The following is a 14,651-nucleotide window of genomic DNA, read 5'->3' as shown; positions in this document are numbered from 1 at the left end:
TCCTATTGCATCCAGGAAAATCCGCGGTTACGTTCCTTGAGAAGGTCCACCCCCCACACGAGGAGGCGCCATGCGTCCCCTGTCCAGACTCGTCCTGACGGTCGTGACGTTCTCGCTGATAGGAGGGATGGCGACCCCCGCCATGAGTCACGGCCTCCCCTCCGTGGACCCGGAGGCGGAGACCCCTGCCCTGTTCGACGACGAGGCGGGGCACAACGCCAACGGCGACGACCCGGCGATCTGGCTGCACCCGTCGCAGTCCGGCAAGAGCGTGGTGATCACCACGGCGAAGGAGGGCGGCCTGTTCGTCCACGACCTCGACGGTCGGCAGCTCCAGCACTTCCCCGCCCCCGCGGCCCCCGGCCCCGACGACGAGCCGGGACGGTTCAACAACGTCGACGTCACCTACGGCTTCGGCGGGCGAGACCTCGCGGTCGTCTCCGATCGCGGGCGGGACATCCTCCGGATCTACGCCATCTCGGGCGGCCGTCTCACCGACGTGACCGACCCCGCCGCGCCGTTCGTGTTCAACGCCACCCAGCAGGAGGTCAACGACGCGCAGACGGCGTACGGCCTGGCCGCGTGGAAGGACTCCACCGGCACGTACGCGCTGGTCAGCAGGCGCCACAAGACCTCGGTCGGCCTGGTCAAGCTCCTGCCAGGGCCAGGCGGCACGGTCGGCTACCAGCCGGTCAGGACGCTGGACCTGCCCGCGTCGTTCACTCTCCCGAACGGGCAGACCTGGACCCCCTGCACAGAGCCCGGCGAGCTGGCGCAGGTCGAGGGGATGGTCGTGGACCAGGAGAGGGACATCCTCTACGCGGCGCAGGAGGACGTCGGCATCTGGCGGATGCGGGCGGACCTGACCGGAACACCGGTGCTGATGGACAAGGTGAGGGAGTACGGCGTTCCCGGTAGCTACGACCCCGAGACCGAGGAGTGCAGCCCCGGCGCCGACCCCGGCTACGGCGGCCGGCACCTGAGCGCGGACGCCGAGGGCCTCACGATCTACTACCGGGAGGACGGCAAGGGCTACCTGATGGCCTCCAGCCAGGGTGACAGCACCTTCGCCGTCTACCGCAGGGAGGGCTCCAACGCCCATCTCAGGCAGTTCAGGATCGGACAGGACGACGGCATCGACGGCGTCGAGAACAGCGACGGGTCGGCCGTGCTGAACGTCCCCATGGGCGACTTCGACGAGGGGCTGTTCGTGGCCCACGACGGCGCCAACACGCCGGCCGTGCCCGACAGGGAGAACACGAACTTCAAGTTCACCGGCTGGGGTGACATCGCCGAAGAGCTCGACCTCGACGTGGACACCGACGGCTGGAACCCTCGCGACTGAGAACCGGGCACAGCCCGGCGGCCAGGGCCCCGTCAGCGGCGGCGCAGCGCACCCGCGCGCGCCGCCGCCAGGGTGAGCAGGGCCGCCCGCTCGGCGGTGATCTCGTCGACGGGGTCGCCGGTGACCAGCAGCCGGAAGTAGACGGGCGCGGCGAGGGCCTTGAGCAGTTCGGAGGGGTCGGTCCCCTCGGGCAGCTCGCCCCGCTCGACCGCGCGGGCGACCACCGGCTCGGCCCGCCTGAACCTGTCGTCGAAGACCTGCCGCCTCGCCTCGGCGACGCCGGGGACGTCCGCGGCTCCCGAGAACATCGCGGCCAGCAGGGCCCGGCCCTTCGGCGCCGTCATCATGCGCACCAGCGAGCGCGCGAGCTCTCCCAGGTCGCTTTCGATCGACCCGGTGTCGGGGATGGGCACGTCCATCGCCGACAGATCGGCCAGGGCGTCGGCGACCAGGCTCTCCCTGTCCGCCCACCGCCGGTAGAGCGTCGTCTTGTGCACCCCGGCCCGCAGCGCGACGCCCTCGACGGTGAGCGCGGCGTAGCCCTTCTCCACCAGTTCGGCCAGCGTCGCCGCGTGCACGGCGTCACGCACTTTCGCGCCACGCCCGACCTGCCGGGGACGGTGGAACTCAGAATCCATTGCAACTCCAAGTTGCGTTACAGCCGGACGGAATGCCACCATCAGGCTATCGCAACTTGAAGTTGCAAAAGGAGGGCTTTCTCATGCACGCACGCATTCCCGACCAGTCAGGGCGGATCGCCGTGGTGACCGGCGCCAACAGCGGCATCGGCTACGTCACGGCCCGCGAGCTGGCCCGCCGCGGCGCCCACGTCGTGCTGGCCTGCCGCAGCCCCGAACGCGGGCGCGGCGCGCTCGACCGCCTGCTCGCCGAGGCGCCAGGCTCGCGGGCCGAGCTGCGCCGGCTCGACCTGTCCAGCCTCGAGTCGGTCCGCTCCTTCGCCTCGCGGTGGGATCTGGGACGGCTCGACCTGCTGATCAACAACGCGGGCGTGGCGATGGTCCCCTTCTCCAGGACGGCCGACGGCTTCGAGACCCACTTCGGCGTCAACCATCTGGGCACGTTCGCACTGACGGGGCTGCTGATGCCGTACCTTCTGGCCGGCGGGGAGGCCAGGGTGGTGACGGTCAGCAGCGAGGGCCAGCGCTTCGCCAGGTTCGACCTGAGCAACCTCAACGCCGAGCGCGGCTACAGCGCGCCCTTCGCCTACGTGCAGTCCAAGAGGGCCAACCTCTACTTCGCCGTCGAGCTGCAGCGCAGGATGACGGCGGCGGGCCTGCCGCTGCGCAGCATGGCGGTCGCGCCGGGCCTCACCCGCACCAACGTCCTGACAGGAGGCGCCAACGCCGGCCGCGGCGCGGTGTACCGGCGCCTCATCCGGCTGCTGGTCCGCCTGACCTTCCAGCCCACCGAGGGCGGCGCGCGCACCTCGCTGCACGCGGCGACCGCCCGGGACCTGCCGGGCGGCAGCTACGTCGCCCCCGGCGGCCTGCTCGAGCTGAGGGGATCGCCCACGATCCGGCAGGGGCACAGGGCGATCCACGACCCCGTCACCGCGAGCCGCCTGTGGGAGCTGTCGGAGCGGCTTACCGGCGTCCGCTACGAGACGCCGACCGACACGGCGGCGTAGTCGCTCCGAAGAGCGCTCACCCTTGAGCGGAGCAGTTCACTCCGCGATCGATAGGATGAGCGGCATGAGCGCACCCGGGCACCGCGGCAGGCGTCAGGCTGAGGCCGAACGCAACGACCGCGCCCTTCTGCAGGCCGCGCGAGAGGTGCTCGCCGCCGACGGCGCCCACGCCTCGGTGGCCTCGATCGCCGCCAGGGCAGGCGTCGGGATCGGCAGCCTCTACCGCCGTTACCGCACCAAGGAGGAGCTCTTCCAGCGGCTGTCGGCGCTCTCGCTCGAGCACTGGAACGAGGCCGCAGAGCGGGGCCTGGCCGACGACGACCCCTGGCGCGGGCTGAGGGGCTTCATCACGGCGTGCGTGGAGTTCGGCCAGGGGTCGCTGTCGCCGGTCGCCGGCACCATCGAGGTCACCGAGCAGATGGAGGCGAGCAGCGCCAGGGGCGACGAGCTGCTGGCCGCGCTGGTGACCAGGGCGCACGAGGCGGGGGTCCTGCGGGCGGACGTCACCGCCGTCGACATCTCCCTGCTGATCGAGCAGCTCGGCACCTCGCCCCTGCTCGACCAGCTGCGCAAGCAGGGCCGCGACGACCTCGTCGGGGCGGCCGCCGAGGCTCGCGCGCGGCTCGTGGCCATCGCCGTGGACGGCCTGCGCGCCGTCCACACCGAGCCCCTGCCCGGCGGCGCGCCCAGCGGCGGGCTCTTCACCGAACGCTGGGCGCGCGCCCCCGAACCTCCTGCCACGGGCGCGAGGAGCCAGGGCCGGGCAGGCTGAGGACCCTCGCGGGCGGGCCGCCCGGGTCAGGACAGCGGCTGGACCGACTGCGCGTGACGGAAGACGTCGCGCGGGTCCCAGCGCGTCTTCACCTGCCGCAGCCTGGCGTAGTTGCCGCCGTAGTAGAGCTCGTGCCACGGCTGGTCAGAGCCGTTCCACCGCGGGTCGTTGAGGTCGACGTCGGCGTAGTTGACGAAGCAGCCGTCCGTCGTCCCGCCGCGCGCGGGGACGCCGCCCGTGGCGGCGAAGGTGTCGCGGTAGCACTCCCTGATCCACTGCAGGTGCTTGGCGTCGTCGGCGGGGGGGCTGCCACACCGAGGCGAACATCACCTTCAGCACCGAGTCGCGCTGGGGCACCGCCGTGGCCTCAGGCCCGACCGTGTTCACCCTGCCTCCGTAGGCGGCGAGCTGGACCATGGAGCCGAGGTGCGGCTGGTAGTCGGCGCGGGTCAGGTTCCGGTGGATCCCCGCGATCTGATCGTCGGTGAAGCCCCTGCGCAGGTAGGCCGACTTGTACTTCGCCCTGTCGTTCGGGTTGGTCCCTGCGAAGCCGTTCCACCACACGCCGTGCACCCACGGCACCGTGCGGTGCTGGGTCTGCCGCGCGGCGACGCCGACGCCCTCTCCGATCGCCGCGGTGAAGTCGCTCATCAGCTTCTCGGCGTCCGGCCTGGTGGCGTCCAGCTGGGCGGCCAGGGTGACGGTGCCGTGCGCCTGATGCGTCAGCCTCAGGTGGCTGAAGAGGCTGTTGTACGGCGAGTCCGCCGCGCTGTTGGCCTCGAACCACGCGCCCGCGTTGCGCACGAGCCTGGTGAATCCCTCCTGGGTCAGGCCCGCCCACGGCCAGTTCTGCACGTGGAGCAGCAGCTCAGGAGGCGGCTTCGGCAGCAGCTCGCCAGGATCGTCGCCCTTCGCCCCCGGCGTGCGGAACCAGTAACGGGTGACGATGCCGAAGTTGCCCCCGCCTCCTCCTGTGTGCGCCCACCACAGCTCGTGGTTGGGGTCGTCGGGCTCCCTGGTGGCGACGACCGCCCTGGCCGCGCCCGACCTGCCGACGACCACCACCTCCACGGCGTACAGGTGGTCGACCGCCAGGCCGTGCAGGCGGTTCAGCGCGCCGTACGCGCCGCCCACCACGTGACCGCCCATGCCGACGTTCTGGCAGATGCCGGCGGGGATCACCACACCCCACCGGGTGAACAGCGTTCTGTAGACGTCGGCGACCAGCGCCCCGGCCTCCACCGCGATCGCCCGCCTGGCGCGGTCGTAGGAGATCGCCCTCATCTGCGACAGGTCGACGACGACCTGGACGTCGGGGCTGGTGACGAAGTCCTCGAAGCAGTTGCCTCCGCTGCGCGCCACCACGCGCCTGCCCGCCTTGACCGCTTCGGTCACGGCCTGCACCACGTGCGCGGTCGTGCCGGCCACCCTGATGTACTCGGGCCTGCCCATCCAGCGCTGGTTCGACCCCGTGCGCAGGTCGGCGTAGCGAGGGTCGCCAGGAAGGACCGTGCTCGCCTGCGCCTCCCCTCCCTGGCTCTCCTCGGCGGCGGCGGGTCCCGCCGCCCACGCCATGGCCGAGCTCCCGACCGCCACGGCACCGCCCGTGATCATGGTCCTTCGCGACAGTGAGTCCATCACGCCCCTCGATGATGTGGGAAACGACACCGACGCTAGGAGGGCGGGCGGCGGGGGGACAGGGCCGATCCGCGCCCACCTGGCCAGGGCCGGTCACGCCGCGATCTCGAAGTCGTAGGCTCGCCGCCATGGAGTTGCACGTCAGCCTGGACAGGAGCGATCTGTCCGGGCAGATCTACCGGCAGATCAGGCAGGCCGTCCTGGACGGGCGATTAAGGCCGGGCGACCCGCTGCCCTCCAGCAGGGAGCTGCACCGGCGCCTGCAGGTCTCCCGCAACACGGTGTGCACGGCCTACGAGAGGCTGACGGGAGAGGGATTCCTCGTCACCCGCACGGGGGCGGGCACCTACGTCAGCGCGGCGGTGGGCCAGAGCGCGACAGACGGCGGCCCGGCCGGTGAGGCACTGCGGGCCAGACCCCTGTGGGAGCGGGCGGCCGAACCACCCGACCTCAGCGCGGTACGGGTCAGGTTCGACCTGCGGCCGGGGTCCGTCGACGCCAGGCTGTTCCCCTACCAGACCTGGCGCAGGGTCCTCACCGCGGAGCTGCGCGCCTCGGCGGTCGGCCCCGCGACGCACGGGGACCCGCTCGGGCTGCCCGCGCTGCGCGGGGCGATCGCCAGGCACATCGGCCTGTCCCGCGGCGTGCGCACCGACGCGGACCACGTCGTCGTCACCACGGGGACCCAGCAGTCCCTCGACCTCGTGACCAGGGTGCTGGTCGAGCCTGGCGAGCGGGTCGCGGTGGAGGAGCCGGGGTACGGCATGGCCAGGAAGCTGTTCGCCTCACTCGGCGCCCTGGTCGTGCCGGTGCCGGTCGACCGCGACGGCCTGGTCGTCGAGGCCGTCCCCCACGGCGTGCGGATGATCTATGTGACCCCTTCGCACCAGTGCCCGCTCGGCATGCCGATGACACTGGCCCGCCGGATGGAGCTGCTGGCCCGCGCGGAGGCCGAGGGAGCCGCGGTGGTCGAGGACGACTACGACAGCGAGTTCCGCTACACGGGACGCCCCGTCGAGTCGCTGCACGGCCTCGACCGCGCGGGTCGGGTGCTGTACCTGGGCTCGTTCTCCAAGACCATGCTGCCGACGCTGCGGATGGGCTTCCTGGTCGTGCCGCCTTCGCTGCGGCGTGCCGTACGGGCGGCCAAGCATCTGTCCGACTGGCACACCGCGCTGCCGAGCCAGGCGGCGCTGGCCCGCTTCATCGACGAGGGGGCGCTGGCCCGCCATGTGCGCAGGGCCCGCCGCGAGTACCACGTGCGCCGTGACAGGGTGCTGGCCGCGCTGGCCACGGACCTGGCCCCGTGGCTGGAGCCTGTCCCCGCCGCGGCGGGGCTGCACGTCAGCGCCTTCGCCCGCACGGGCGGCGTCCAGGACCTGCTGGACGTGGCGGCGCGGGCCCTGGACGAGGAGGTCGCGGTGTGGACGCTGGCCGGTCACTACCAGACCGAGGCGGTACGGCCCGGCCTGATCCTGGGCTTCGGCGCCATCCCCACCGAACGGCTCGACGAGGCCCTCGCCCGGCTGCGTGCCTGCCTGGCGGAGGTTCTGGGCCAGTCGCCGCGCTAACCGTCGTGATCGCGCCGAAGCGGGAAGGCGTCGAAGTGGATGACGACGTGCTCTCCCTCCTCGTCGTCGTCCAGCGCGTCGATCAGCTCCTTCACGCGCCTGCCCAGCTCGGCCAGGTGCTCGCGGTTGAGCCGCATCGACCGCCTGGTGTGCGTGGTGGCCTCGATCCAGTCCCGTGAGGCCTCGCGCGACTGCTCGATCCAGCGGAGCAGGTCGGTGTGGCGCTGGCGGGCGATGCCCGCCGCGAGCATCTCCGCGGCCTCCGCCGTGGCGGGATCCTTCCTGAACCTGTCGGTGTCGGTGCTGAAGCCCGCGGCGCGCCACCACCGCTCCTTGCCCTTCGCCTTCTCCGGCACCTCGACGATGAGACCGTGCTTGGCCAGCTGCCGCAGGTGGTAGCTGGTCACGCCGGTGTTCTCGTCGATCCGCGCGGCCAGCATCGTCGCGGTCGCCGCGCCGTGCTCCTCGAGCAGCTCGTACATCCGCATCCGCACCGGATGCGTGAACGCCTTCAGCGCCTGGGCGTCGAGTTCCCTCGTGGTCTTGCGTTCCACTGTGTGCAGCCTTATCTTTGCAAAGAAATCTATGCACAACTTCTTATGCAAAGAGGATAGTCCGTGGGCCGCTCCTTCCGATACCTGCTCGCCGCCGCCACCTCCGCCAATGTCGCCGACGGCATGCTGCTGGCAGGGGCTCCGCTGCTGGCCGTCACGCTGACCCGCGACCCCGCGCTCGTCTCGCTGGTGAGCGTCGCGACCACGCTGCCGTGGCTGCTGCTGGCGCTGCACGCAGGGGCGATCGCCGACAGGACGGACCGCCGCCGGATCATGGTGGTCACCTCCTTCGTCCGCGCCGCGGCCCTGGCCGCCACGGCCGCCGCCGTGGCCATGGACGCGCTGAGCCTGCCGCTGCTGGTGGCGATCCTGGTGGTGACGGGGTCGTGCGAGGTCTTCAACGACACCTCGGCGCAGAGCATCGTGCCGATGACGGTCGGCAGGGAGTCCCTCGGAAGGGCCAACGGCCGCATCGTCGCCGCGCAGACGATCGGCAACAACTTCGTCGGGGGCCCTGCCGCCGCGCTGCTGGTGGGCGTCGCGCCCATGGCCGTCTTCGGCGCGCCCGCCCTGCTCTACACCGCCGCCGGGCTGCTCCTGCTGGGCATGCGCGGCGCCTTCACCCCGGCCAAGGTCTCCACCGCGCCCCTGCGCGCCGACATCACCACCGGCTTGCGGTACCTGCTGCGCCACCGGACGGTCCGCGACCTGGCCATCGGAGCCGGCGTGCTGAACCTGTGCAACGCGGCCTACTTCGCGGTCTTCGTGCTGTGGGCGGTCGGCGAGGAGTCCGCGATCGGCATGACCTCGGGGCAGTACGGCGTCGTCATGGCTGTCCTGGCGGCAGGCGCCGTCACCGGCTCCCTGCTCGCCGACCGGCTCGCGGACCTGTTCGGCGAGAACAGGACGCTTCTCACGGTCTGCACGGTCAACAGCCTGACCCTCCTGGTGCCCGTCCTGGTCCCCGCGGTCCCCGCGGTCCACGTGACTGCGGCCCTGCTCGGGGTCACCGGCGCGGCGACCAACGTGCTGATCGTCTCGCTGCGCCAGCGCATCATTCCCGAGGAACTGCTCGGCCGCGTCAACGCCGCCTACCGCCTGATCGGGATGGGTGGCCAGCCGGTCGGCGCGGCGCTCGGCGGCGTCGTCGGCGGCCTGGCGGGGCTCCCCGTCGTCTTCGTCGGCGCCGTGGTGGCGTGCCTGGCGGTCATGCCCCTTGTCTTCAGAGCCCTTGCCCGCAAGGCCGTACCTGTGGCTGTCTGAGTGACATGGCCGAGCGAACCCGCTTACTGAAGTCAGGCGAGTCGATGAACCCGGGCGACAGGCTCCTGTCGCGCAAGAGCGCGCAGGGCTGGCGCGAGTTCAAGCTGGAGTATCAGAAGGACGGCAACCTCGTCCTGTACGACCAGGGCACGCTGCCCAGCGACAAGAACGGCACGCCGCTGTGGGCCACCGACCACTGGGTGCCGGACGGCAAGCTCACCATGGACCGCAAGCGCTCACTCAGGGTCGCCAACGCCCAGGGCGTCGTCTGGCCCGAGCCCGCCTTCCGCCACCCCGAGGGCTCCAGCCTGGTCCTGCACGACGACGGCAACCTGGTCGTCTACGGCCCCGACGGCAGGCCCGTCTGGTCGCCGTGCACCGGCACGGAGATCAGGCAGGCCTCCTACAACAGGATCAGAAGCTTCGAATCCATCGAGCACGGCTTCCCGATCCGCTCCCCCAACGGCGTGCACACCATGGAGATCACCGACAAGGGCGTGCTGACCATCTCCGAACAGGGCGTCCCCCGGCGCAGGGCCAGGATGACCACCCCTCGGCCCGGCAGCGTCTGCCTGCTCCAGCCCGAGGGCGCGCTGGTGGTCTACCGCAGCGCCCGTGACCGCAGACGCCACCTGGTCTCCTTCAGATCCGGTACGGCAGGCGGCCAGGGAAGCGAGCTCGTCCTGCGCGACGACGGCAACGCCGTCCTGCTCGACCCGTCGGGAAAAGTGATCTGGGACTCCGACTCGGTCTTTCTACCGCTCTGACCTGCATCCCCATAAACACGCCCATATCTAGATCAGCCGAGGCGGCATATCCTTCGCGATCATTTGACATGATTACCCCTAGCGACGAGGGGATGACATGCGGGAGATCGGCGGACGGTACCGGCTGGGCGAGCAGGCCGGCCGGGGCGGGATGGGAGTGGTCTGGCGCGCGTTCGACCAGCTTCTCCACCGCGAGGTGGCGTTGAAGGAGCTGACGCTGGTCGGCGAGGCGGAGGCGGTGCGCAGGCGCGTGCTGCGTGAGGCCAGGCTGGCGGCAAGGCTGACCCATCCCAGCATCGTCACCGTCCACGACCTCGTCGAGGAGCAGGGGCGGCTCTGGATCGTCATGGAGTTCCTGGAGGGCCTGTCCCTGCACGACCTGCTCTCCCAGGTCGGCACGCTGCCCGACACCTCGGTCGCCGGCCTCGGCCGCCACCTCCTCGGCGCCCTGCGCCACGCCCACAAGTCGGGCGTGCTGCACCGCGACGTCAAGCCCGCCAACGTGATGCTGACCGGCGACAGGGTGGTGCTGACCGATTTCGGCATCGCCACCGCCGAGGCCGACCTGACCTCCACCCGCTCGGGCGGCCTGCGCGGCACCCCCGCCTTCATGGCGCCCGAACGTCTGTCGGGCGGCATCGCGACCAAGGAGGGCGACATGTGGTCCTTCGGCGCGACGCTCTACAGCGCGGTCGAGGGGCGCCCGCCCTACCCCGGCAAGGACGCGGCGAGCGTGCTCGACCTGTACCGCCAGGGCGGCTTCCCCAGGCCGCGCAGGGCGGGGATGCTGCGGCCGATCATCGAAGGGCTGCTGCACCACGACCCCGCGCGCCGTCCCACGCCGCAGCAGGCGGCGGGGATGCTGGCCAGCGTCCGCTCGGCGGGCACCTACCAGGAGGCCATCTGAGGCGCGGCTAGCAGTCGCACCCGCAGCCCTCGCAGCAGCAGCCGTCACCGCAGCACGAGCAGCACTCGCCGCAGTTGCTGCAGTTGCCGCAGGCGTCGCAGCCGCTGCAGTCGAAGCGGGAGCAGCAGCTCTTGTCGTGCTCCTCGTCCCATTCCGGGCGGTAGATGCCGCAGGTGCAGCAGCTCAGCGACGTGCACGCCAGCGACAGGAGCCCGCCGGGATCGACGGGCCGCTTCGTGGTGCGCTCGGGGCTTTCCTGCTCCTTCTGCGCGAAGGCCCTGGTGACGGCGTGGCCGAGCTCTCGCACCAGCAGCGCCCTGGTCAGGGCGCGCCGCTCCAGGTCCAGTTCGTCCACGGCCATGCGCAGCCCGAGCAGCGCGTCGTCGCAGCGGCGCCTGGCGGTCGCCAGGTCGGTCCCGGTGGCCGTGAGTGGGTTGTAGGCGCCCGCCGCCCGGTCGCGGGGCAGGTCCTCCACCGCGTCGAGCAGGTGGGCCAGCCGGCCGAAGAAGCGGCCCGCCTCCTCCAGCGCCGGCCGGTTGTGAGGCTTGCCCGCCAGCGTCGCGGTGTGCCCGAACGCGGCGGCGACCGCCTCCTCGGTGGGCGCGGTCAGCTCCAGCAGGCCTAAGCCGGGCAGGCGTTCCAGCCTGGACTGCTCCTCCACCGCGCGGGTGAGCGGGGCGGGGTCGAAGCCGAGCTCCTGCGCCGTACGGCCGCCGGCGCTCGACCATCGGGTGGCCACGCGCTCGGCCGCCGCCGCGACCAGGCGCCGGCGGTAGAGGCCGTCGCCGTCCGCGACGTGGTCTCGTGCCTTGCCCGCTGCCAGGACCAGCGAGACCGACGCGGCCAGCCGTACGCCCTGGTCCTGGACGACGTCGGCGCCCCTGAAACCGCGCAGCGCGCACGCGGCCGCGCGCCTGCGGGGCGCGGCGGAGGGGGTCTGCGCCTCGGTCAGGACCGAGACCAGCAGACCGTCGTAGTTGGTGACGAGCCTGGAGAGGTGGCCGTGCTCGTCGCGCAGCGCCAGGCACAGGCCGCACAGATGGGCCATCCACTCGTTGAACAGCCCGCCGCACAGCGCGTGACGGCACGGCCTGACGATTCCGAACACCGCGCTCTAGTCCTTACGGCGCTCGGCCTCGGCGGCGTCCATGGCGGCGGCCTCCTCGGGCGTGGGCGCGGTGCCGCCGAGATGGGCGGGCTGCCACCACACGCCCTGCGGAATCTCGGGATAGGTGCGCTGCGCCCTGTCGAGCAGGCCGGACACCCTGGTGTGCAGCTCGCTGGTCAGCTCGCCCATGTCGTCGCCGCGCTTGGGGTAGAGCGGCTCGCCCACCAGGATCGTGATCGGCACGTGCCGCTGGGTGAGCTGCTTGGGCCTGCCCTTGGTCCACAGCCGCTGGCTGCCCCACAGCGCCATGGGGATCAGCGGCACCTTGGTGGCCTGCGCCATGCGGATGGCGCCGTTCTTGATGTCCTTGACCGTGAACGACCTGCTGATCGTCGCCTCGGCGAACACGCCGATGACCTCGCCCGCCTTCAGCATGCGCAGGGCGGTGGCGTAGGAGCCGGCGCCCGCGCCGCGGTCGACGGGGATGTGGTGCATGCCGCGCATGAGCGGCCCGGAGATCCGGTGCTTGAAGACCTCCTCCTTCGCCATGAAGCGCACCAGCCGCTTGGACGGCAGCGCGCCCAGACCGGCGAAGATGAAGTCGAGATAGCTGATGTGATTGCTGACCAACACGGCTCCGCCTGAGCGCGGAATGTGCTCGGTCCCTTCCAGATGGAAGCGGTAGTCCATGATCCGGAAGAGGGTCCGTGCGGTGGCGATCACCGGCGGGTACACGATCTCAGCCATGTGCAGAAGGTAACGCACTCGTCGAGCGCTCAGAACAGGCGGAACTCCTCGCCCCCGGGATCGGCCATGACCACGGACGACCGTCGGAGATCTCCACCCGCCCGGTGCCGGCATCGGCGCGCCTGCCGGCCGTCCATCGGAGCGGGCGGACATCCGCATGTCTGGACAATGCCGAGATGTCCAGGTCAGGATTGCGGTATTCGGGACGCTTGCGCGCGCATGAGGGCGTAGACAGGGAAGGGGTCGGCGTTGATCGCGGGCCTGAAAGCCCAGATCGCTTGTTCCCATGGGAAAACGGGCAGGAGCATGCGCATGAAGAAGCTCATCAACGACGCCGACTCCGTGGTCGCGGATGCGCTGACAGGTCTGGCCGCGGCGCATCCCGCCCTGCGGGTGGACGTGGAGGCGCGGGTGGTCTGGCGCGCCGACGCGCCCCGCGTGGGCAAGGTGGCGCTGGTGTCGGGGGGCGGCTCGGGTCACGAGCCGCTGCACGCGGGCTTCGTGGGGTACGGCATGCTCGACGCCGCCTGCCCAGGAGAGATCTTCACCTCGCCCGTGCCCGACCAGGTCGTGGCGGCGACCGAACGGGTCGACGGAGGAGCGGGCGTGCTCCACGTCATCAAGAACTACACCGGCGACGTCATGAACTTCGAGCTGGCCGCCGAGCTGTGCGCCGAACAGGGCATCGCGGTGGCGAGCGTGCTGGTCGACGACGACGTGGCCGTCCAGGACTCCCTCTACACGGCGGGGCGCAGGGGCACCGGCGCGACGCTGTGCGTGGAGAAGATCGCCGGAGCGGTGGCGGAGGCGGGCGCGCCGCTGGCGGAGGCGACCAGGGTGGCGGGGGCGGTGGTGGCGCGCAGCCGTTCGTTCGGCATCGCGCTGACCTCCTGCACCGTGCCCGCCGCGGGCAAGCCCACGTTCGACCTTCCCGAGACGGAGGTCGAGCTGGGCATCGGCATCCACGGCGAGCCGGGCCGCACCCGCGCGCCCCTCGCCTCCGCCCGCGACCTGGCGGCCGTCGCCATGGACGCCGTGCACGGGGACCTGCCGCTTGCCGGTGATCTGCTGGTCATGGTGAACGGCATGGGCGGCACCCCGCTCATCGAGCTGTACGTCCTCTTCGCCGAGGTCGAGGCCTACATCAGGGGGAAGGGAGCGCGCGTTGCCAGGTCGCTGGTCGGCAACTATGTGACGAGCCTGGACATGCAGGGCTTCTCCGTCACCGTGTGCCAACTCGACGACGAGCTCACCGAGCTCTGGGACGCGCCCGTGCAGACCCCCTCGCTGCGCTGGGGGCGGTGAATGGACGTCACGTTCTTCACCGCGTGGATCCAGGAGATCATCCGCGTGCTGTCGATCAACCGCGACCTGCTGACCAGGCTCGACGCCGCGATCGGCGACGCCGACCACGGCACCAACCTCGACCGCGGCTTCACCTCGGTGCGGCAGGCGCTCTCCGACACCCCGCCCGGCACCCCCGGACAGTTGCTCACGCTCGTGGGCAACACGCTGATCCGCAGGGTCGGCGGCGCTTCGGGCCCGCTGTACGGCTCGCTGTTCCGCCAGCTCGGCAAGTCTCTCGGCGACGCTCCAGAGGTGTCGCTCGACGACCTGGCCGCCGCTTTCGCCACGGCGCTGGAGTCGGTGACACGGTTGGGCAAGGCCGCCGAGGGGGACAAGACGATGGTCGACGCGCTCGCGCCCGCGGCGCGCACGCTGTCGTCGGCCGCCCGCGAGGGACTCAAGCCCGGCGAGGCGCTCGGCAGGGCGGCGGCCGCCGCGGCCGAGGGCGCCAAGGCGACGATCCCGCTGCAGGCCCGCAAGGGCAGGGCGAGCTATCTCGGCCCGCGCAGCGTCGGGCACGAGGACCCGGGCGCCGCCTCCGCCGCGCTCATCCTGTCGGCCCTGCACCCATGACCACGACACCCGGTGGGGCCGGCGGAAGCGGGGTGGTGGGGATCGTGCTGGTGTCGCACAGCGCCGCCCTCGCGGGTGAGGCGGCCCGCCTCGCGCTCGAGATCGCCGGGGCGGGGGCCAGGGTGGCGGCGGCGGGCGGCACCGAGGACGGCGCCCTCGGCACCAGCGCCGACCTCATCGAGCGGGCGATCGCGGAGGTGGACCAGGGCGCGGGCGTGATCCTCATCCCCGACCTGGGCAGCTCCGTGCTGACCGCCCGCCTGCTGGAGGAGCCAGGGCGAGTGGTGCTCGCCGACGTGCCGTTCGTCGAGGGCGCGGTCGCCGCCGCCGTCACCGCCGCCACGGGCGCGCCGCTGGAGCGGGTGCTGGCCTCCGCGGAGGAGGCGCGCGGCTATCGCAAGGTGTAGGCGG

15 protein-coding genes and 1 pseudogene are annotated in these 14,651 nt (G+C 71.7%); 10 read left to right on the top strand and 6 right to left on the bottom strand.

Features of this window, described 5'->3' with window-relative positions; genetic code table 11:
• Positions 1–70 precede the first annotated feature (70 nt).
• Positions 71–1,345 carry a phytase gene (locus ABFX55_RS14090; RefSeq protein WP_346121116.1) on the top strand — a complete coding sequence of 425 codons (1,275 nt, stop codon included), beginning with the start codon at positions 71–73 and terminating at the stop codon, positions 1,343–1,345.
• Between the two features lie 32 nt (positions 1,346–1,377).
• Here ABFX55_RS14090 and ABFX55_RS14085 read toward each other — a convergent pair whose 3' ends face one another.
• Positions 1,378–1,983 (bottom strand): TetR/AcrR family transcriptional regulator, encoded by a 606-nt coding sequence (locus ABFX55_RS14085; RefSeq protein ID WP_346121114.1) that lies wholly within the window; start codon positions 1,981–1,983, stop codon positions 1,378–1,380.
• Between the two features lie 83 nt (positions 1,984–2,066).
• Here ABFX55_RS14085 and ABFX55_RS14080 point away from each other — a divergent pair, with 83 nt between their 5' ends.
• The gene (locus ABFX55_RS14080) at positions 2,067–2,993 is read left to right on the top strand and encodes an oxidoreductase (protein WP_346121112.1); all 927 of its coding nucleotides are present in this window, start codon (positions 2,067–2,069) and stop codon (positions 2,991–2,993) included.
• A 64-nt stretch (positions 2,994–3,057) separates the two neighbouring features.
• Entirely contained in the window at positions 3,058–3,765 is a 708-nt protein-coding gene (locus ABFX55_RS14075) for a TetR/AcrR family transcriptional regulator (RefSeq protein WP_346121111.1), read from the top strand.
• A gap of 26 nt (positions 3,766–3,791) precedes the next feature.
• Here ABFX55_RS14075 and ABFX55_RS14070 read toward each other — a convergent pair.
• Positions 3,792–3,905, bottom strand: a pseudogene (locus ABFX55_RS14070) (BBE domain-containing protein); the annotation flags it as partial.
• 4 nt (positions 3,906–3,909) lie between these two features.
• A complete protein-coding gene (locus ABFX55_RS14065; protein WP_346121989.1) occupies positions 3,910–5,403 on the bottom strand; it encodes an FAD-binding oxidoreductase in 1,494 nt (497 codons plus the stop codon).
• A 128-nt stretch (positions 5,404–5,531) separates the two neighbouring features.
• Here ABFX55_RS14065 and pdxR point away from each other — a divergent pair, with 128 nt between their 5' ends.
• A complete protein-coding gene (gene pdxR / locus ABFX55_RS14060) occupies positions 5,532–6,974 on the top strand; it encodes a MocR-like pyridoxine biosynthesis transcription factor PdxR (RefSeq protein ID WP_346121109.1) in 1,443 nt (480 codons plus the stop codon).
• Here the strand turns inward: pdxR and ABFX55_RS14055 are convergent.
• Entirely contained in the window at positions 6,971–7,528 is a 558-nt protein-coding gene (locus tag ABFX55_RS14055; protein ID WP_346121108.1) for a helix-turn-helix domain-containing protein, read from the bottom strand. The two genes, pdxR and ABFX55_RS14055, sit on opposite strands and share 4 nt — an antisense overlap.
• A 63-nt stretch (positions 7,529–7,591) precedes the next feature.
• Here ABFX55_RS14055 and ABFX55_RS14050 point away from each other — a divergent pair, with 63 nt between their 5' ends.
• The 3 genes from ABFX55_RS14050 (at position 7,592) to ABFX55_RS14040 (ending at position 10,465) form a co-directional block, all read left to right on the top strand.
• Positions 7,592–8,791, top strand: coding sequence for an MFS transporter (locus ABFX55_RS14050; RefSeq protein ID WP_346121107.1), 1,200 nt, complete (start codon positions 7,592–7,594; stop codon positions 8,789–8,791).
• A gap of 5 nt (positions 8,792–8,796) precedes the next feature.
• Complete coding sequence (locus ABFX55_RS14045; protein WP_346121105.1) at positions 8,797–9,558, top strand: hypothetical protein; 762 nt, start codon at positions 8,797–8,799, stop codon at positions 9,556–9,558.
• A 97-nt stretch (positions 9,559–9,655) separates the two neighbouring features.
• Complete coding sequence (locus ABFX55_RS14040; protein ID WP_346121103.1) at positions 9,656–10,465, top strand: serine/threonine-protein kinase; 810 nt, start codon at positions 9,656–9,658, stop codon at positions 10,463–10,465.
• Positions 10,466–10,472: 7 nt separating this feature from the next.
• On the opposite strand, the gene ABFX55_RS14035 is transcribed toward ABFX55_RS14040, so the two are convergent.
• Positions 10,473–11,573 carry a DUF5685 family protein gene (locus ABFX55_RS14035; protein WP_346121101.1) on the bottom strand — a complete coding sequence of 367 codons (1,101 nt, stop codon included), beginning with the start codon at positions 11,571–11,573 and terminating at the stop codon, positions 10,473–10,475.
• A 6-nt stretch (positions 11,574–11,579) separates the two neighbouring features.
• Entirely contained in the window at positions 11,580–12,320 is a 741-nt protein-coding gene (locus tag ABFX55_RS14030) for a lysophospholipid acyltransferase family protein (RefSeq protein ID WP_346121099.1), read from the bottom strand.
• Between the two features lie 312 nt (positions 12,321–12,632).
• Here ABFX55_RS14030 and dhaK point away from each other — a divergent pair, with 312 nt between their 5' ends.
• The 3 genes from dhaK to ABFX55_RS14015 are packed head-to-tail and all read left to right on the top strand — an operon-like array spanning position 12,633 to position 14,647.
• Positions 12,633–13,625, top strand: coding sequence for a dihydroxyacetone kinase subunit DhaK (gene dhaK, locus ABFX55_RS14025; protein ID WP_346121097.1), 993 nt, complete (start codon positions 12,633–12,635; stop codon positions 13,623–13,625).
• The gene (gene dhaL / locus ABFX55_RS14020) at positions 13,626–14,240 is read left to right on the top strand and encodes a dihydroxyacetone kinase subunit DhaL (RefSeq protein ID WP_346121095.1); all 615 of its coding nucleotides are present in this window, start codon (positions 13,626–13,628) and stop codon (positions 14,238–14,240) included.
• Complete coding sequence (locus ABFX55_RS14015; RefSeq protein ID WP_346121093.1) at positions 14,237–14,647, top strand: PTS-dependent dihydroxyacetone kinase phosphotransferase subunit DhaM; 411 nt, start codon at positions 14,237–14,239, stop codon at positions 14,645–14,647. Before dhaL ends, ABFX55_RS14015 begins: the two co-directional genes overlap by 4 nt.
• Positions 14,648–14,651 lie beyond the last annotated feature (4 nt).

The sequence above is a fragment of the Nonomuraea roseola genome, from assembly GCF_039535395.1.
GTDB classification, from domain to species: domain Bacteria; phylum Actinomycetota; class Actinomycetes; order Streptosporangiales; family Streptosporangiaceae; genus Nonomuraea; species Nonomuraea roseola.
The sequence above is the reverse complement of the archived record's forward strand: the minus strand, read 5'-3'. Positions and strand labels throughout refer to the sequence as shown.